The organism is Brevibacillus sp. BC25, from assembly GCF_000282075.1.
Classification (GTDB): domain Bacteria; phylum Bacillota; class Bacilli; order Brevibacillales; family Brevibacillaceae; genus Brevibacillus.
Map to the genome: position 1 here is coordinate 1 of NZ_AKIX01000005.1, position 18,928 is coordinate 18,928.

Below are 18,928 nucleotides of genomic sequence, written 5' to 3' on the forward strand. Positions count from 1 at the left end.
TTCGCCCGCGCCAGCATACAGCTTCGCGGCAGGCTCGCTCACTCCGTACGCTCCAGTGAATTTGAAGACGGTATCAGACGGATCGCTGATTTCTACCTGATTCAACTCTTCCGGCGAATACCAGACGAATGGCCAGCCGTATTTTTCACAAACGGCGATCAATCCCGCTTCATCCTTTTTCAACTCGATGGTGGCCAGTGCTTTTACGCTTTTGATTGAAAATTGCAGTTCATCCAGCGTTTCCTTGATGACTGCCTCGATCTCCTCTACGGAGGTTCCACGGTTGCAGCCCATCCCGAGCACGATTACCTTCGGACGATAAAGGACGCCGTTGTCCAACATCGTTTGTTCCTCCGGTGTGAGCAAGCGGTGAGAAACGACTAGAGCAGCTTGCGGCTGATCGGCTTTTGCCTCAGCGATTGTCGCGTATTCCTTGATGGACGGTGGCATCGGTGTGTCATGCATCCACCAGTCGCGTTCACCGGATTCATTGATGACAGCTACGCGCTCCTCATTTACGACAGAAGCACTGACAGGGGTCAGCTTTTCAGCGGAATCCCACTCCCAACCAAAACGTCTACCGAATAGATCGACCGGGATCGTCTTTTGTACGTCAGATGCTGTCGTGATAATCGGACGAGCATCCATGACTGCCGCTACCTCGCGAGCCAGCTCATTGGCACCGCCCAAATGGCCGGACAGCACACTGATGACATTCTCCCCACGGTCATCGACGACGACGACACCTGGGTCTTTCTTTTTATCTTCGAGCAAAGGTGCGATCATCCGAATAACCGCACCCAGTGAAATAATGATGATTAAACCTTTATAAGCAGGCCAGAGAGCGGGAAACAGCATCCGTACACTGTTCGAAAACAGCTGGATGCCGCGCGCTTCCTCGTCTCCGCGCTCGAACTTGCTCATGTAGTACAGGTCTGTCCCAGGGAATTTCTGTGCCAGATCGCGCGCCATCTCTACTCCGTGCTTCGTGATGGCGACGATCGCATAGTCTCCGCGCTGCTCGATAACAGGGATTTCTCCCTCGATCAGTTCGATGATCTTCATTATTCCTTCACACCTTTTCTGAACCCGTGTGTAAAGGTTTTATCGTACAGCTTGGAACGGTATTGCTCGCTCTTGTCGTGGATGTTTGGGTCCAATGCCCAGCCAGCCAAAATCATCGCGTGCTTGCGAATGCCGTTTTTGCCCATGTCTTCGTCCAAGTTTTTCAACGTCGTGCGGACGATCAATTGATCCGGCCAGCTCGCACGTTGTACGACTGCGACAGGTGTGTCCTCGCTCCAGCCTGCATCGACCAGCTCGCGGACTACTTTTTTCGTCAAAGTCGCGCTAAGGTACAGAGCCAACGTGCAATGATGCTCAGCGAGTGCACGCAGCTTTTCTCTTTCAGGTACTGGTGTGCGACCTTCTGCGCGGGTAAGGATGATCGTCTGTGTCAGATCAGGAATCGTCAGCTCGGCGCCTACTGCTGCCGCTGCCGCAAATACGGAGCTCACACCTGGAACGATTTCTACCTCGATGCCCTTTTCCTTCAACAGTGCGATCTGTTCCATGATCGCGCCATAAATGGAGGGATCACCTGTATGCAGGCGTACGACTGTTTTTCCGCTACGAATCCGGTCTACCAACAGTTCTACCATTTCTTCCAATGCCATACCCGAGCTTTGCAGTACCTCTGCATCGGGATTGCTCATTGCTACCAAATCCTCGTTCACGAGAGAGTCGGTATACATAATGACGTCTGCCTTTTGCAGTAGCTTCAAGCCTTTTACCGTAATCAAATCAGGGTCGCCGGGACCCGCACCCACTATGTACAGTTTCATTACTTTTTCACCACCATCAGTGTAAGATAGCTAAGCTCTGCCCGCTCTAGTTCACGCATATCGGTCCAAACCATTTCCTCGGAGGAAGTGACCTTGGTCGCTACCGCTGCCTTTTCAGCCAGCCCCATTTCTTTCAGCAAACCAATGATCATTGGCAGTACTTTTGCTACCTTCAGGAACACGACGGTATCGTGGTTCTCAAGCGCTTTGCGCATGGCTTCCTTGTCTTCTGTTGCCGGGATGATTCCGATCTGCTCGTCGCCATCCGCCAGTGGCAGATTGAAGCGGGAAGCTGCTCCCAGAAACGAAGAGACGCCTGGTACGGTCACGATTGGCACTTCCGGGTGTTCCTCATGCATGACGCGCATCATGTGGATAAACGTGCTGTAAAACATCGGATCGCCTTCCGTTACAAAAGCGACATCCTTGCCTTCAGACAAACGCTCCCAGACGATCTCCACCGTGTTGTTCCACTCACGCTCCAAAATTTCTTTGTCCCGCGTCATCGGGAATACGAGTCCGAGCATTTCCTTGTCTGGGGACTGCACATACAGCTCCGCGATTTGATGTGCGTAGCTTTTGCTGCCCATTCGTTTTTTCGGGTACGCAATCACTGGCGATTGCTGCAATAGACGAAATGCTTTGACGGTAATCAATTCAGGGTCGCCGGGACCTACTCCCAGTCCGTACAATGTTCCGATCTTAGTCACTTGCTGTCTCCTCCTTGTTCTTCTGCCTGCTTGGCCCAGGCCGTAATGATGTAGATCGGATTCAATGCTTCAAAGCGCGTCAGGGATAAAATCGGCTTGCTGCGCGATAGCTGCGCCAGTGTCACCGATGTCTCGAATCCTTCCTGCGCAAATGCTTGTGTCGCTTCGTACAATGTCTCAATGGTCGCTGCGTTCACCACAATCCGGCCATTCGGGCGCAATCGAGTGCAGCAGATGTTCAACAGCTCGCGCAATTCTCCGCCACTGCCGCCGATAAATACGGCATCCGGGTCTGGGAACTCATCCAAGCCATGTGGGGCACGTGCATTGATCACTGTCAAATCCGTGCGAAACTTCGCCATGTTCTGGCGGCAGTTTTCCAGATCGTCCACGTTCTTCTCTACGCCGTACACTTCACCCTCACGTGCAATTCGTGCCGCTTCGATTGCGACAGAGCCTGTGCAGGTGCCGATGTCCCAAACGATGCTTTTGGCATGCAATTGTAGCTGTGCAATGCTTAAAATGCGCACTTCTTTTTTCGTAATGAGTCCCTTGTCTGGCTTGCGCTGGGAGAACTCTTCATCTGCGATTCCAAACGGCCATACCGGGCTTGGACGGCGTTTTTTCAAAATCACGACATTCAGATCAGAGAAGATACCATCTGCCATTTCCTCAAGGGAATACCAGCCTGTCCGCTCTTCCGCACTGCCTAGATTCTCCGCCACGAACGCATCGTACTCGGTCATGTGGAACGAAAGGAGATAGCGGGCGATCGCTGCTGGCGAGTTTTCCCGATCCGTCAACAGTGCAACCTTTTCTTTCCCATCGATCCGCTGTGCCAGACCTTTTATACTGCGCCCGTGCACGCTAGCAAGTGTCGCATCCTGCCATGCTTCTCCCATTTTGGCAAAAGCGAGCTGGATGGAGCTTAGGTGCGGGTAAATCTCCACGTTTAGCTTTTTTGCAAGCAAGCTGCCGATCCCGTAAAAGAGCGGGTCACCTGACGCCAGAATGACCGTCTTGCGCGTCTCTGTACGCAGTTCCTCCACCATGGCAGTCAGACCGCCCTTCAGTACACGCTTTTCCCCTCTATACTCCGGGAAAAAACTGAGGTGTCGCTCTCCTCCGACCAACAGTTCACTTTCTTCTATCCAAGTCCGGTACAACGGCAGCAGACTCTGCTGTCCATCATCCCCGATTCCAATTACTTTCATCGCCTGTGTCATTGATCGTCACCCTTCCCAACAGGGACCCTTTCATTGTGATGATGATGGTTTCGACCTCGATGCCGCCGCCCACTTCCTTAAGTGCAGCGCGACAGCAGTTTTCGCACATGATCTCGAAAAAGGCGGGCGTGTCCACCATCATATCGCCTACCTGCGAAGCGGTGTTGGCTCCCAAAATTTCGTCAATACGCTCCTGCGAAGCTCCCGCATCTGCCGCCATTTGAGCGAGGAAGCCGAAGTCAACCGGTGCGCTTTTGGAGTGAACCATCATGACGCCCTGCGCTACTTTGGAAAACTTGCCCATCATCCCGACCAAGGTCACTTTTCGCATACCCTTGTTCTTGCACTGTTTGAGGGAAAAGCCGACGAAATCGCCCATTTCCACGAATGCTTCTTCCGACAGCTCTGGATAAGTAGCGACCCCGTAGGATTCACTCTTTCCGCCCGTCGACAGGACAATATGATCGCAGCCGGCTTCCTTCGCGACATTGACCGCTTGCGCCACGCTTGCCTTGTAAGCAGAAGTGGAAAACGGCACCACGATTCCACGCGTCCCCAAAATGGAGATGCCGCCGAGTATGCCGAGTCGTCCATTCAATGTTTTTTTGGCGATTTCCTCGCCCGCGGGCACGGAGATGACGATTTTGATCCCGCGTTGTGTCCCGTACTCATCCAGAACAGCCTGCGCGGTTTCCCTGATCATTTTGCGCGGGACGGGATTGATCGCTGCCTCGCCAATCGGAACGGGCAAACCTGGCTTGGTCACCCGTCCCACACCGAGTCCGCCATCCAAAATAATGCCAGGCTCATCCGACCATTCTACGGTAGAGAGGATAAGGGCACCGTGTGTCGCGTCAGGGTCGTCTCCCCCATCCTTGATCGTGCCTACTGTCGCCCTCTCCAATGAAAATTCACAGCTCTCCATCTGAAAGGTGACGTCCTCGCCGATTGGCAGGCGAATCGTCGCTTGGCTTTGCTCTTCCTGAGTAATCAGCGCGATCAAAGCAGCCTTGGTCGTAGCCGTTGCACATGATCCAGTCGTATATCCGTGGCGGAGGGGCTTTGCCTCTTTTTCGTCCGTTGCTGCTTTGGCTGCCATCTGCTTAGCCCAACCGTTCCGCCATGATCGAAATGGCATTCAATGCTGCTACGGTTACTGGGCTTCCGCCTTTACGTCCCATATTCGTGATGAATGGAATATCGAGCTTCGCCAGCTCTTCCTTGGATTCTGCAGCAGATACGAAGCCAACTGGCATCCCGATCACCAGACCTGGCTTTGCTTCGCCTTCCTTCACCATGCGGATCAGCTCCAGGAGTGCCGTAGGTGCGTTTCCGATGCAAAAGATTCCGCCATCCGCTTCCTTGATCGCTTTGCGCATGGAAATGATCGCACGGGTCGTATTCAGACGCTTCGCCTCTTCCATCACATCGCGGTCAGAGATGTACACCTTCACTTCTCCGCCGAATTTCTCAATGCGGTTTTTGCTGATACCGACTTGCACCATTTGTACATCTGCTACGACGATTTTGCCGCTGCGGATCGCTTCGATGCCTGATTTTACTGCATCCGGGTGGAAAACAAGGCTGCGTCCGAGGTCAAAGTCTGCGGATGCGTGGATGACACGTTGTACTACCGGATATTGTTCTTCTGTAAAAGAATGCTCGCCCAGCTCATCTGTAATGATTTGAAAGCTCAATTCTTCAATCTCTTGCGGTTGTACGGTCATTGGTTTAAATTCCGTTTTGAAATCCATGGTTAGTTTCCTCCAGTCACTTGTTTGAGTTCGCCCAGCACGCTGGCGTAATCCGAAAACTTCGTTCCATAATCGATCTTCGGACGACCGATGACAATTGTTTCGATACCCATTTCCAGTGCCGCTTCCACTTTTTCGTCAAAAGCGCCTACCTTGCCGCTCTCCTTGGTAATCATCAGCGTAACACCATAATGATCGTAGAGCGCTTTGTTCAGCTCCTTGGAAAAAGGACCTTGCATCGCGACGATGTTTTTTTGCTCGACACCGAGCTCTTCGCATTTCTGCATATTGTCAAGACGCGGCAGCATGCGTGCTACCAGCGTCGTGTCCTGCAGGCCCAACAGCCGATCCGTGAACGTTTTCAGCGTCTTGCTTCCTGTCGTCAGCATGATGACGCCACGCTTTTCAGCCGCCAGCTCAGCCGCCTGGACGTAGTCTTCTACTACAATCAGCTTCTCGCTGCCCGGTGAGGAAAGGCTTTCCCGCTCGTAGCGAATGTAGGGGACTCCCGCGCCCTGTGCTCCTGCCATGGCGTTTTTGGAGGCTTCCTCTGCGAAAGGATGACTCGCGTCGACCACGCATTGCACGGCTCTCTCTTGGATCAGCTGCTGAATATCTTCGGCGGTCAGGCGTCCGACCTGGACAGGCACGCCCGCCTCCTCCATACTTTTCGCAGCATTGTCAGTGACGACCGTCGTCAACAGCTCGTAGCCCTTGTCCTTGATTTGCAAAGCCAACTCGCGCGCGTCGCTCGTTCCAGCCAGTACCAGAATCATGCTGTCTCCCTCCTACTTGGTAACGTGGTCGTGCTTGTGATCATGCTTGTGGTCATGATCGTGATCATGGTCGTGGTCGTGGTCATGATGATGATGGTGGTGGTGATGATGATGTCCATCCTCGTCATCGTGGTGGTGATGGTGATGGTCGATGTGCTCCATCGCTGCCAGCCTGTACTGACAGGTATCACAGTTCAGCTTCACTTCACCGTGCAACGCTTCCACCACACGATCCTTGAGCACTTCTTTCAGCAACGGATGGAAGCCAAAATACTCGGCCATTTCGAACTGGGCTTCTGGATATTGCTCGCGGAACTTCTCCAGCTGGTCGCTCATCCGTTTGATCAGCACACCCGTGAACAAGAAGTACGGCAAGAGAACGATGCGCTTCGCACCTAGCTTCAGGCAACGCTCAACGCCCTCGTCGTACAATGGATACGTCACGCCCATGAAGGCAGTCTCTACCCACTTGGCTTTGTATCGCTCCCAGAACAGTCGAGACATTTTGTAAATATCGCTATTGGCATCTGCATCGCTGCTGCCGCGTCCGATTACGAGTACTGCCAGATCATCGTGGTCTTCCCCAGAGGAAAAGCCTGCCCCTTCCATACGTGCGGTCAAAATATTGATGACTTCGTCGTGAATACCGATCGGACGTCCGTAGATGAACTGAACGTGTGGGTGCAGCTCTTTCGCCTCATCGATGGCAGCTGGAATATGAATTTTTGCATGTCCGGCAGAGAACAGGATGATTGGAATCACCGCTACACGGGTCGCTCCCTTAGCCACGCATGTATTCAATCCTTGCAGCATGTCAGGACGGGCAAACTCTAGAAAGCACGTCTCGATAATCGGTACATCCAAGTCCGGTGTAAGCGTCGCTACAAACTGGCGAATCTCTTCATTGCCTTCCGGATCCTTGCTTCCATGACCTACAAATAATACTGCGTCCATTTTATGTCCCCCTCGTTTTTATTCGGTGTTCTTGCATTAATCTCCGCATGCAGCGTTCTCGATTTCAGCTTTTGCTGGCTCGTACCATGCGTAGCCCTCCAGCTCACCTACACGTTGGAAAAACTTGTGGAACCGCTCGTTCGGAAACGCGTCTTTTTTGAATCGGTTCACGATTCGCTCCACGAGTGGAACAATCTCTTCTTTTTCGATGCCTTCTGCTACCGGAATACCAGAGTGTGCATTGCGACCCACCGTTTTTGCTCCCAGGAATAAATCGAACTTTCCTTTGCGGAATACGATCCCGATATCCTCTTGAACCGCGCCATAGCACGCCATCCCGCAGCCGTTGAAGCCGATCTTCAGTTCCTTCGGCATTTCTTTTCCACCCAGCTTTTGGTGCAGCTCGTCGGCATAAGGAATGCTGTCTTTTTTCTCGCCGTCGCAGAAATCACATGCTTTTACCTGCAAAACGTCTCCGATTGGGCTGAGAATCAATCCAAGCTCTCGCAAGCGGCTAGTGATGCTCTCAGGGCTGGCAGTCGGTACGCGCAAAATCATTTGGTGGTGTGGGGTGTATTCGATCTCGCCTTTTTCGCCGGCCACTTCGGCAATCGTCATCATTTGCAGCGGCGTGATTTTTTTATTGGCGACCCCCGGACTTACCGCGCATTCGAAAATCATCTCTGGCGTAAAGGTAGACACCGGACGATTGACTTGGCCTACAGCTGGCTTGGTTTCAATGCCTTTCGCCGTATTGATAGCCGTCAATGCCTCCATGGCCCATGCGAAAGGAGCTTTCGGTGCGGCTGCTTCTGTTACAGGCGGTGCTTCCAGTACTGCCGTGCTTGTTGCTGCACGATTTGCTGGTTCTGTAGCAGTTACGCTGTCCTCCGTAACGGCGATTGGTCTTTCTTCCTTCGGTGTTGCTGGTGCTGCCGGAGCTGACGCAAGGCTCTCCTCAGAGGCCTCAAGCGACCAAGGTTCATTTTCTACACGCAGACGCTGATGTAGCTTCAGTGGCTGCTCATCGGCAGACAGCGTGTATTTGCGCTGGTAGCCGCGCGGCGTAATCATTTTGCCGTCGTATACAAATGTCGATGTATTTCCGATAATCACCGTGGTCAACATGCCGATATCATGCTCTAGCATTTGCGCCAAAGTCGTCACGACAACCGTTTCGCGTTCGCGATAAGCACTTTTCACGATACCGACTGGCGTATCTGGTGAGCGGTACTGCAAAAGAATGCGTTGCGCTTCGACAATCTGGCGGGTACGCCGTCCGCTGCGCGGATTGTACAACGCAATAACAAAGTCAGCCATCCCTGCTGCGTCAATCCGTTTAGCAATCAGTTCCCACGGCGTCAAGTGATCGCTCAGACTGATCGTGCATGCGTCGTGCATGATAGGCGCACCGAGGATTGCCCCACAGGAATTGATCGCCGAGATCCCCGGTACGATTTCGATTGGTACGCCAGTTGCTTCTGTCCAGCCTTTTTCCACCAACACCTCGTATACAAGACCTGCCATCCCGTAAACTCCTGAGTCTCCACTGGAAATGACCGCTACCTTTTTGCCTTCCTCTTCCGCCTGACGCACGGCTTCCCGTGCACGCGTCACTTCTTCTGTCATCCCTGTGCTGACGATTTGCTGATTCGTCAAAAGTCCGCGGATTAAATCTACGTAGGTGGAATAGCCGATAATGACATCGGACTCCTCCAGGGCTTCCCGCGCCCGCTTGGTGATATGCTCAAAACTTCCTGGACCAAACCCGATCACAAACAACTTGCCGCTCATAAGGCCCCTCCCCTTTTCGCTTCCTGTTTATAATAAAATCGATATCATCACGCTAACGAGCAGACATAAGAGCGAAACGAGATACATCAAACGAATCGTCGTGACAATATCACTTGATTGCAATGGTCGCTTCGCATCTCCCATTTTTGCCCGATTCGATGCAACACCTTGGTAATAGTTCAGTCCCCCGAGCTGCACGCCTAATGCGCCAGCGACTCCGGCTTCCGGCAAACCACTGTTTGGACTCGGATGCAAATGCGCATCTCTTCTGATCATTGCCCAGCACTGCTTCCCATCCAATCGCTGCAGCCAGCTTGCGGCAACGAGCAACAAAGCTGTCAAACGGGCGGGTATGTAGTTCAGTACATCGTCAAAGCGGGCAGATGCCCAGCCGAGATTCATATACTGCTCGTTTTTATAGCCAACCATGGAGTCGAGGGTGTTAGCGGCACGGTACGCCATTGCCAACGGCGCTCCCCCAATCGCTGCGTAAATCAGCGGGGAGACGATCGCATCAACAATGTTTTCCGCCACGGTTTCCACTGCTCCTCGACATACTTCCGGTTCATCTAGCCGCTCTGTATCGCGTCCGACTACCATGGACAAGGAGCGTCTCGCCGCTTCCATATCCCCAGCCACGAGATGACGGGCAATCTCCATTCCGGCATCGGCCAAGCCTTTTGACGCAATCGTCGTGGAAATCAACCAGGCACCCAAGATCCAAGCAAGCACCGGATGGATGAACGTGACTCCCCACAAAAGTAGCCAAACGACAGCGTAGCTGCCACCAACGATCACGAGCGGGAACAGGACTCCTGCCAGCTTCAAATGAGACTCCTCTTTGACGAGAAAACGTATAACCCTTTCCAATCGTGTAATCCACCAGCCCATGATGATCACTGGATGTGGCAGGCTCCTGGGGTCTCCTACCACCCGATCAATCAAGTAGGCCGCGCACAGTATCCATACTTCTGTCATGTTGTCCCTCTCTTACTCTTCAGGGGTTGTCGCATCCAACTCTGCCCTTGCGCATCCAAGCATTCCGCTACCAGAGCCTCCCCATGCTTAACGCCATCGACCTGCCAATATCGGTCAGGATTGTTTTCGAGCCACGCAGCCTGGAACCAGCGGATCACGCCGCCATGTGTGACGATGACGACTGGATCGGATGCCTCCTCCTTGTCCTCTCTCTCTAACAAGGACCGTAGCCAACGATCCACGCGCATCCCCAGCTCTTCCAGACTCTCCCCTTGTGGAGGTCGATTTCGAAAAGGATCGTCGTACCACCTCGTGGCCCGCACAGGGTCCGACACCATCAGCTCGTCGTACGTCATCAGCTCCCACTCACCAAAAGACAGCTCTCTCAATGCTGGCTCCGGAATAACCGATAGCCCCAAAGCAGCTGCGAGTGGTTCGGCAGTCTGCATGCATCTGAGCAGGTCGCTCGAGTAAATCGCAGCAGGTCCCCCAATGAACACTGGTAATTCCTTGGCCAAATCACTCGCGTGCAGATGCCCGCTCTCATTCAAAGGAACGTCGCTATGCCCCAAATATCGATGCTCACGATTGCTGTCTGTCTCCCCGTGGCGTATCCAAACTAGCTTCATATCCACCAGCTCCCGACTAACACCAGCAGAACGACCGCTTCACTGCTTTCGATAACAGCCCCGTAGCAGTCTCCATTTAAACCGCCTAGTTTTTTTGCAACCGAGCGTGAAAACAGTAGAGCGAACAATAGCGACAGGAAAATGGCTGTGATGACCTGCAAGCCCCCAAGATACCAACCTGCGGCAAACACGATGATGTAGCTCACGATGATAGAGGAAACGGAAAGCCCAGCACTGATGCCTTTTCCGATCCCTTTGTCTGCCGAAAGATACGGCCAGAGCTTGATCGACAAAAGCACATGTGTCCTCGCTGCCACTGGTGCTACGATCAAAAAGCTGCCCCATCCCGGATGTGAGAGCTCTGCGACTGCACCCGCCTTGATCAGCAACAGCATAATCGCAGCAAGAACGCCCATCGCACCTACGCGGCTGTCCTTCATAATCGCCAGTATTTGCTCTCTCGGTCTGCTGCTGCCAAGACCGTCCGCGAGGTCCATCCACCCATCCATATGAAGACCACCAGTCACGTAGACCCATGCGACCAACGTCAAAATAGCCGTGATCCAAGGACTAAACAACAGCAGGCCTGCCTGATGTACACCCCATAGCAATAAACCGATGACCAAACCAACTGCGGGATACCAGTTGACGCTTTTTCTCCATGCTTCCTCTGAAGGACGAAGCCACGGAACCGGAATACGCGTAAAAAACGAGATCGCGTGTAAAAATGCACTCATCCTTTGATCCTCCACGGTATCCCTGACAAAACCGCGTAGACGGCGTCTGCTTGTCGCGCACTTCTCTGATTGACATCGCCCAGCACATCCGCAAACCATCTGCCCAAACGACTCAAGGCTACCCCGCCCAATCCGACCTCGCTTGTGACAGCAATGACTCTTTGCGGGGAATTCTGAACGAGGAACAGCCATGCCTCTGCCTCCTGCAACAGGGCTTGCGTGTGTGAAGGACTTCTCCATTCCGACTCATCCACGCTCATCAACCGATTACTCACCCAGGTGGACAGACAATCGATCAACACCACATCATACTGCTCACTAAATGCGTGGTAATCGGTTAAGCGCTCTCCTACCTCCACACAGCCCCATTCCAACGGACGACGTGCCTGATGCAGCTCGATTCTCTGCTTCATTTCATCATCCCAGGCCTTGCCTGTCGCCACGTACAGGACTCGACTGCTCAACGTCATCGCAAGCTCTTCCGCGTAGCGGCTTTTTCCTGAACGGACACCGCCTGTTACCAGCACCAAGCTCATCGCTGTTCACTTCCTTCCGCATGTACCTCGCGAAGCGCTGCCAGAAGTCGTTCATTTTCCTCTCGTCCACGCACTGCGATTCTCACATCATGTGCCGTCAAACCGGGATACATCGCACAGTTGCGGATCAGAACGCCTTTTTTGCCGAGCCGTGCCTGCAATTGTTCAGCTGGCAATCCTTCTGGCGATCGCAGCAACAAAAAGTTTGCCTCCCCCGGCCATAACTGCCAGCCCAACTCACTACGGATGCAATCAGTCAAATACGCACGTTCTGCTTTTATGAGCCTGCGCGTCTGTTCCTCGTATGCCTGCTCCTGCAAGCACAGTTCTCCAGCTAAAAGGGCTAGTGCATTCACGCTCCAGCTCACTTGCTTCTGGCGCATCTTCGCAATGACATCTGGATGCGCAATCGCATAACCCAGGCGCAATCCCGGGATCGCGTACATTTTCGTCATCGAACGCATCAAAATCACACGGGGAAAGCGCTCCAGCTGCGTCGCCAATGTATACTGCCGCTCTTCCTCCACAAAATCGAGAAAAGCCTCATCCACGATGAGCCACGTATTGGTCTCATTCGTCCATTCCGCCATTTGGCGCAGCTCATCCGGTTGATACAGGATTCCGGTCGGATTGTTTGGCGACCCGACAAATACGAGATCAGACTGGGTAAAAAGAGTGTGCAGCTCTACAGGATCGGGCTTGTACCCGTTCGCTTCCTTCCCGAAGCAGCCAATGACATGGGCACCATACTGCTCGGAAAGTTGCGCGTATTCCGAAAAGCAAGGATATACCACGCCTACCGTTTGCGGCGAAAGACCGAGTATGGCTAATGCCATTGCCTCCGCTGCACCATTGGCAGGCAGCAACCATTCCTCCGGCACTTGCAGCCGTTTTGCCAATGCATGACGAAACACACGATGTCCAGGGTCTGGGTAATGCGCTACAACAGCTAGCGAAGCCAGTAGCATCTCACGAACGCTTGCTGGCATCCCCAGCGGATTAATATTGGCACTGTAATCCAGAAACTGCTCTGGCTCTCGACCAAAGCGCTGCGCTGCGGTCAGCAAGTCTCCACCATGACCGTACGTTTCTATTACACCTGCGCTTGTCAAAACTCTACCCCCAGCACAGCTGGAATCCCTTCATCGTAGTAATGCTTGATTGGCTTCATCTCTGTCACCAAATCTGCGATGTCCAAAATCTCCTGCTTTGCTGCCCGTCCCGTAATCACGAGGTGGATATGACTTGGCCTGTTTTGAATCGCTTCCAATACATCGGACAATGGCAACACATCGTCAATCGGGAAGCGGTCAATCGCCAATGCATTATTCAGCTCATCCAGAATGACGACATCGTACGCTCCGGAAGATAGCTTTTCGCTGGCAAACGCCCAAGCTTCTTTCAATGCCTGACGATGCTCCTCCGGTGTCTTCGTCCATGTGAAGCCAACGCCCTTTTGCACAATTTCAATGCCCAATTTATCGAAAATAATCTTTTCTCCGTATGTACGCTCCGGCGACTTGATGAATTGAACCATCAGCACCTTTTTTCCGCGCCCTGTCGCCCGCACAGCCAATCCGACTGCTGCCGTCGTTTTTCCTTTGCCGTCTCCTGTGTAAACGAGGGTCAAGCCCCGCTTCTTATCGTTTTTCTCCATCGTGACCACCTCAAAAAGTGACGTATTTAACTCCGCTGTTTCCTCCAAATACTTTCCGAAGCCAACAAAAAAAGCGCTCTGTTTTCCCCAGTACGTAAGGAAAAACAAAGCGCGGATAGCCGAAAGCAACAATCCTCACCTCTTCCTTTGACCCGAAGGAAATCAGTGTAAACATAAAAACAGGCAGGTCTCCTGGCTCGAGGATCATCGCTCTTCTTCTCCTTCCCGCTCCCGGATGGGCAGTGGATGGCATGGTGCCTTGAAGAACAGCTACTCTCTTACAGTGGCGGGACCGCGTTGGCTTTTCACCAAACTTCCCTTTTAACCTTGCTCCTGCGAATCGGTTTCGCAAAAACAAGGACCTGTTTCTCTTCCATATGTATATGTCATTCGTTTCGTTGACAAACACTTGCTTTAATAATAGCAAAAGCTACCGAGGATTCAAGCAAAAGCTGCCGATTCCTTGCAGGTGTCTATTGGCAGAAAATTTAAGATAATCACCATTTACTTACTTGAAAATTTTCGTTACCCTATTGGCAAAACAATCGAAAGTGGTGTGCAGTCATGCTATTTCCTCCGATTCCAAAAATACCAGACATGATCCTGCCCAGCCCACTGCCGATCAATGAATGTGGCGAACCGATGATCCCACTCTCTTCCCTTTGTGAACAAATCACAGTCTATCCAGCCTACTACCACGAGGGCTATGCCGGAACACAGCCAGAAGCCTTTTTGCGAGAAGGGGCAGCACGCAAGCTCGCCACGGCAGCCGCGCAACTGCCTGTTGGCTACAAGCTCGTCGTGTTGGACGGCTGGCGCTCATTCGAGGTACAGGCATCTTTGTATGAACGTTTCCGTGAAGCCTTGCTTTCACAAGGCTGGCAGGAAGGACCCGCGCTCACCGAAGAATTGAGCAAATTCGTCGCTTATCCAACAACAGACCTCTCCAAGCCGTCCCCTCACCTATCCGGTGGCGCAGTCGATCTGACTATCGCAGGACCTGATGGCTGGCTGGAGATGGGGACAGCCTTCGATGATTTCAGTGTAAGGGCTGCAACTCGCCATTATGAAGAACTCGTACAGCCTACACAAAAAGACATCGAGATTCGAGACAATCGCCGACTGCTCTATCATTTGATGACCGCCGCCGGATTCGTCAACTATCCGAAAGAATGGTGGCATTTCGAGTATGGGACGCGTACCTGGGGACAAAAAACGCAGCAGGAGCCGATCTATGGCGGGGTTTTGTCGATGTAAGAAATAACATCCATGAAAAAGACCGTCAGTGCATACTGCCTGACGGTCTTGCTTTTTCCTTTATGAAACAATCATTGCATAAAATCCGCCATGATAATCTCCGTATCAAACGGCGTAATTCCTTCCTCTAAGGAAAATACCGTATCTGCCTCCTCAGCTTGATCAGTCAGCGTCCCTCTCGCCTGTGCATGAAGCATGAACAACTCATGCAGGGTAGGCTTCACCAACGAGGTGAGCGCTCTTCCCATCAGCTCCACCCCTCCGGCATTGGACTCCACATTGTTGGCAAACCACGGATCGGAATTCAGGGCGATATCCGTCCAAATCACTTTTCTTTCCACGAGATCAAGAATGACCGGGATACAAATCCGCGTGTTTGCGGCGAGGTCAATCTTGTCCTGTACCGTCTGCGGCTCGAAAATTCCCCCTGTCTGTGGCGCCGAACGAATCATCCAGCCAGCGAAGCATTCAGGCAAATCGCAATAAGGCTGACTCGTAAACGAATACAGGTTCATGACGACATATCGACCGCCATAGCGGATGACAGAATCCATGTCGATGTCGATGAATTCGCACGCGCCTTTGGGAGCCTCCACAATATCCCCGCTATGGCACGCTTGATACTTGTCGGAACGCAGATTGGTATAGGAAATATGCTCCATGTATTTCCAGTCTTCATTATAGAGCACGGCAGACAAATCGATATCCACTCTGCCTGTAGGGACATCGTTAACGATCCCTTCCCTCCACCACAGGAAAAAGCGAATCGTTCCTCCATCCGGGATCGTTAGCCGGGAGCCGCGTGCAATCGTGCGTAGTGCTTTGCTGGCTGATCGCATCGAAAACGGAACGAGATGCTCCTGCAGCCGCGGGTCGATATAGACGTTACCCAGCGACGGCAATTTGCCAAAACGGTTTAACAAGGATGTCCGGCAAATATCCGCTGCCTTCTGTCTGATGTCCTCTTGCAGCCCTGGCACTCGGTTTTCGATTGCCTGTACTTTTGCCACTTGCCCTTTCGGAAAAAAGGTTCGCCATTCCCCGTAGCTATCTCGTTTGTCGAAGTGATTCATGACTTGCAAAAGAACTGGAGTCGATACACCATCCGCAATTTTCTCGAAGGCAGAAAGGACTGGACTCCCCTGCTCCGTCAAACGCAACAAATGATCCAGACGACGGGCAAATTCCCCTGGACGCTGTTCAAGCAGCTTGATCGCCGTATTCACATCCGCACGGACCAGCGCCTGCTCTACTTGGCTATTGAACGTCTCGATCTTGTGATTGTTGCGCAAAATATCGAATGCTTCTGCCGCTTTCGGATAGCGATCCTTATATTCAAACGGATGCAAGATTTCCCCGAGACGAATCCATCTGTTTTTGTAACGATTCATGTCTTCTACGATATTCGAGCTGGCTTCCAGCAGGCGAAGGAGCAGTCTCCTCTCTCCGCGTTTGAACTTGCGAAATTTTGCAGGCTCTGCCAAGCTCACATCCCCGTCAGACAGCGCCACAGCCAGACGTAATACATCTGTCGCGGTCTTGCAATACTGGGCAAAAAAAGTAGCAGGAAGCTTGTCATACTTGAGCAGCAGGCTAGCAGCGATCGCCACGTTTTCCTTTTGAGGAATCTCGGCTGGCAGAGCTTCTGCGATGCCTTCATAGGCCTGAATCAAGCCCTCCAAGTCTTCCCTGTCAGTAGCTGACAATGAGCTATTGGCGCGCAGCAAGTTCATTCCAACCTGCAGCAGCTCTTCATCTGTGCCCAAATGAATCAGCTTCAGGCGAGATTCTCTTAGCAAAGGCAAACGTTTTTTCACTTCGTGCACAGGAAGGTCCAATGTCAAATAATGAATGATCGCATTTACAAACAGCTCACCCTCGCTAGCCTCCATGACTTGCTTAGGAAAATTCGGATACATCGGCTTGTACTGGCGGGATGCCCCGATCTTTTCCTTGAGTACAGCTACCACGTCCGAATAGAGCGCGAAAAACTCTCCTTCCGACAGCGTCCGGATTCTTTCTAGTAAATCCAGTGAAAAGGTATAGCCCAAGCTCTCAATATTGCGCAAAGCCGCAGCTAAATAAGAGGTAGGCAGTTCATGCTGCCCCTGATGTACGATGATTTGATTTTTTCGGCGAAGGTAGATTTGATTTTTCATTGGCATCACGAAAAAAATCAGGAAAGCAGTACCCCTAATGGTGAACCAAACCTTTAGCTCAGAAGGAAGGTGTACGATAGCCTGATTTTTTATTCCTTTTTGTAATTTTTAACCATCTTACTTCAATTTTTCCTGATGGTAAAGCTTCCCTCCAGGAACGAGACATAAATCCGTCCCCGGACCTAACTCGATTTCATTCCGCTGCCCGTTATTCCGCATTCTTCATCCCTGTAAAGTGAGTAGCAGAGTACCAAAACTTTACTGGAGGGAGAACTCGATTCATGAATCAATCTGTTATGAAAAGTCATTCAGCACCCCCTTTCTTTCAAGGGGAGAAATGGTTAGTGTACACCGGCTTGCTTGGCTTCTTACTCGCTGCTATATGCGCAATCTGGGTCATGCTGTACGGGGGACCCGTCGCTCCTAATGGCGATGTCTCGAAAGCGTTTTCCTTTAATGCCGCACTCGGAATATTTTTATTGACGACAGCCGCAATCATTCCGTTATCTGCCTTGGGTACACGAAGTAGAGCTTTCTTTCGCTGGTCTTATATCTTGCTTGCTTTCTATTCTTACGGAGCAGAAACCGTACAAAACTTCCGCGGTGTGGACCCGAGGTTCGTCAAAAATGGTACACCCTTCGACGTCGCAGTTGGTTCCATTTTTACTTTTGTGGCTCTTCTCCTGGTCCTCTTTTATGTATTCATTGCCATTCAGTTTTTCCGCAGAAAAGCTTATTCACTACACCCAGAGCTGGCCGTTGGCATCCGCTATGCAATGATTGCGATTATGCTATCGTTTGCGGCAGGCCTCTGGATTTCATTCAATGCTGGTCGAGTGGTCGGGCAGCACGGGAATATCATTTGGCTCCATGGTATTGGCTTTCATGCTCTGCAAGCAGTACCTTTAGTCGCTTGGTTAGCGGAACGTAAAAAGCATGTATCCACTGCTCGTACTGGATTTATCCATCTCACAGGCATCGCCTACTTGCTCGGTTTAGCTGCAATCGGCTGGCAAACCTATCTCGGTCGTGCTGTTTTGGAAATGTCCGCATTTCCGATTATCGCCGCCTGTTGTTTCTTGGTTTCCTTTATTCCAATCGTTTTCTTCCTTCTCCAAAAGAACGATGCAAAAAAGCTCCACTACACTTCTGATATTCAGAACTAATTGATTCTCCTTATCATTCGTGATACTTTGTTACCAGTACCTGACATACGGTATCAGAAACGAGGAGATCGAGATCTATGACAGCACGTATTGGACTTCCTGCACCTGATTTTACGATGGACACCGTGACATTTGACAACGGATTTCCCCTGCCAAAGAGCTTGGTAGACTATCGTGGAAAATGGCTTCTTTTGTTCTTTTATCCGTTTGACTTTTCGAAAGTATGCCCGACCGAAATTCTCAGCCTCAATCGCCGGATCAAGGAGTTCACAGATTTGAATGTCGAGGTGCTTGGCATTAGCGGCGACAGCATACATACACACAAAGCATGGATGAGAGCGAGTGAAGGCATCGGTCCACTCTCGTTCCCGCTCGCGTCCGATTACAGCAAAGAAGCGACCCTTGCATACGGTGTGCTGGACGAAGCAACCAAAGCTCCGCTGCGCGGCAGCTTCATCATCGATCCCGAAGGCATCCTGCAATACGCAGTCATCTCCAACTCCAAGGTGGGCAGAAGCGTAGATGAAACGCTCCGTGTGATCGAAGCTCTGCAATCAGGCGGATTGTGCCCAATGGACTGGAAGCCAGGGCAAAACACGATATCTTAATCGATAGACATAAACAAAGGCCGCATGATCGCTTGCACAGGATCACACGGCCTTTTTCATTTTTTAATAGGCATAAAAAAATCAGGAAAGCAGTACCCCTAATATCGGATTGGGTTAGAAGGAAGGTGTACTATAGCCTGATT

The 18,928-nt window shown here is 51.7% G+C and carries 20 protein-coding genes and 1 riboswitch; of the genes, 3 read left to right on the forward strand and 17 right to left on the reverse strand.

Annotated features, from left to right (window positions below):
• The 16 genes from PMI05_RS00560 to PMI05_RS30610 form a co-directional block, all read right to left on the reverse strand.
• The coding region (locus PMI05_RS00560; protein WP_007715901.1) for a cobalt-precorrin 5A hydrolase at positions 1-1,065 on the reverse strand (1,065 nt) is incomplete at its 3' end.
• Complete coding sequence (gene cobM / locus PMI05_RS00565) at positions 1,065-1,844, reverse strand: precorrin-4 C(11)-methyltransferase (RefSeq protein ID WP_007715902.1); 780 nt, start codon at positions 1,842-1,844, stop codon at positions 1,065-1,067. The genes cobM and PMI05_RS00560, both read right to left, overlap by 1 nt.
• Entirely contained in the window at positions 1,844-2,554 is a 711-nt protein-coding gene (gene cobI, locus PMI05_RS00570; RefSeq protein WP_007715903.1) for a precorrin-2 C(20)-methyltransferase, read from the reverse strand. Before cobI ends, cobM begins: the two co-directional genes overlap by 1 nt.
• Positions 2,551-3,780, reverse strand: coding sequence for a bifunctional cobalt-precorrin-7 (C(5))-methyltransferase/cobalt-precorrin-6B (C(15))-methyltransferase (locus PMI05_RS00575; protein WP_007715904.1), 1,230 nt, complete (start codon positions 3,778-3,780; stop codon positions 2,551-2,553). The genes cobI and PMI05_RS00575 overlap by 4 nt, the downstream gene beginning before the upstream one ends.
• A complete protein-coding gene (locus PMI05_RS00580) occupies positions 3,743-4,879 on the reverse strand; it encodes a cobalt-precorrin-5B (C(1))-methyltransferase (RefSeq protein WP_007715905.1) in 1,137 nt (378 codons plus the stop codon). Before PMI05_RS00580 ends, PMI05_RS00575 begins: the two co-directional genes overlap by 38 nt.
• Before the next feature lie 4 nt (positions 4,880-4,883).
• Entirely contained in the window at positions 4,884-5,534 is a 651-nt protein-coding gene (locus tag PMI05_RS00585; RefSeq protein ID WP_007715906.1) for a precorrin-8X methylmutase, read from the reverse strand.
• Between the two features lie 2 nt (positions 5,535-5,536).
• On the reverse strand, positions 5,537-6,310 hold the full coding sequence (cobK, locus tag PMI05_RS00590; RefSeq protein WP_007715907.1) for a precorrin-6A reductase: 774 nt from the start codon (positions 6,308-6,310) through the stop codon (positions 5,537-5,539).
• A 12-nt stretch (positions 6,311-6,322) separates the two neighbouring features.
• Entirely contained in the window at positions 6,323-7,264 is a 942-nt protein-coding gene (locus tag PMI05_RS00595) for a sirohydrochlorin chelatase (RefSeq protein ID WP_007715908.1), read from the reverse strand.
• Between the two features lie 36 nt (positions 7,265-7,300).
• Positions 7,301-9,058, reverse strand: a complete 1,758-nt coding sequence (gene cobJ, locus PMI05_RS00600; RefSeq protein ID WP_007715909.1) for a precorrin-3B C(17)-methyltransferase — start codon at positions 9,056-9,058, stop codon at positions 7,301-7,303.
• A gap of 27 nt (positions 9,059-9,085) precedes the next feature.
• Complete coding sequence (cbiB, locus tag PMI05_RS00605) at positions 9,086-10,036, reverse strand: adenosylcobinamide-phosphate synthase CbiB (protein WP_007715910.1); 951 nt, start codon at positions 10,034-10,036, stop codon at positions 9,086-9,088.
• Positions 10,033-10,665, reverse strand: coding sequence for a histidine phosphatase family protein (locus PMI05_RS00610; protein WP_007715912.1), 633 nt, complete (start codon positions 10,663-10,665; stop codon positions 10,033-10,035). The genes cbiB and PMI05_RS00610 overlap by 4 nt, the downstream gene beginning before the upstream one ends.
• Positions 10,662-11,402: an adenosylcobinamide-GDP ribazoletransferase gene (gene cobS, locus PMI05_RS00615; protein WP_007715913.1), complete on the reverse strand. Its 741-nt coding sequence runs from the start codon at positions 11,400-11,402 to the stop codon at positions 10,662-10,664. Before cobS ends, PMI05_RS00610 begins: the two co-directional genes overlap by 4 nt.
• Positions 11,399-11,938: a bifunctional adenosylcobinamide kinase/adenosylcobinamide-phosphate guanylyltransferase gene (cobU, locus tag PMI05_RS00620; RefSeq protein WP_007715915.1), complete on the reverse strand. Its 540-nt coding sequence runs from the start codon at positions 11,936-11,938 to the stop codon at positions 11,399-11,401. The genes cobS and cobU overlap by 4 nt, the downstream gene beginning before the upstream one ends.
• Entirely contained in the window at positions 11,935-13,050 is a 1,116-nt protein-coding gene (gene cobD, locus PMI05_RS00625) for a threonine-phosphate decarboxylase CobD (RefSeq protein WP_007715917.1), read from the reverse strand. Before cobD ends, cobU begins: the two co-directional genes overlap by 4 nt.
• Positions 13,047-13,595: a cob(I)yrinic acid a,c-diamide adenosyltransferase gene (gene cobO, locus PMI05_RS00630; protein WP_007715919.1), complete on the reverse strand. Its 549-nt coding sequence runs from the start codon at positions 13,593-13,595 to the stop codon at positions 13,047-13,049. Before cobO ends, cobD begins: the two co-directional genes overlap by 4 nt.
• A 10-nt stretch (positions 13,596-13,605) precedes the next feature.
• Entirely contained in the window at positions 13,606-13,803 is a 198-nt protein-coding gene (locus PMI05_RS30610) for a hypothetical protein (protein ID WP_007715922.1), read from the reverse strand.
• Positions 13,760-13,976, reverse strand: a riboswitch (cobalamin riboswitch). (Overlaps the previous gene by 44 nt.)
• Before the next feature lie 183 nt (positions 13,977-14,159).
• On the opposite strand from PMI05_RS30610, the gene PMI05_RS00640 reads away from it, so the two are divergent.
• Complete coding sequence (locus PMI05_RS00640; RefSeq protein WP_007715924.1) at positions 14,160-14,852, forward strand: M15 family metallopeptidase; 693 nt, start codon at positions 14,160-14,162, stop codon at positions 14,850-14,852.
• Positions 14,853-14,923: 71 nt separating this feature from the next.
• Here PMI05_RS00640 and PMI05_RS00645 read toward each other — a convergent pair whose 3' ends face one another.
• Positions 14,924-17,011 (reverse strand): TerD family protein, encoded by a 2,088-nt coding sequence (locus PMI05_RS00645; RefSeq protein ID WP_007715929.1) that lies wholly within the window; start codon positions 17,009-17,011, stop codon positions 14,924-14,926.
• A 281-nt stretch (positions 17,012-17,292) separates the two neighbouring features.
• Here PMI05_RS00645 and PMI05_RS00650 point away from each other — a divergent pair, with 281 nt between their 5' ends.
• Positions 17,293-18,177, forward strand: a complete 885-nt coding sequence (locus tag PMI05_RS00650) for a hypothetical protein (protein WP_007715931.1) — start codon at positions 17,293-17,295, stop codon at positions 18,175-18,177.
• 77 nt (positions 18,178-18,254) lie between these two features.
• A complete protein-coding gene (locus PMI05_RS00655) occupies positions 18,255-18,785 on the forward strand; it encodes a peroxiredoxin (RefSeq protein ID WP_007715932.1) in 531 nt (176 codons plus the stop codon).
• The last annotated feature ends 143 nt before the right edge of the window (positions 18,786-18,928 follow it).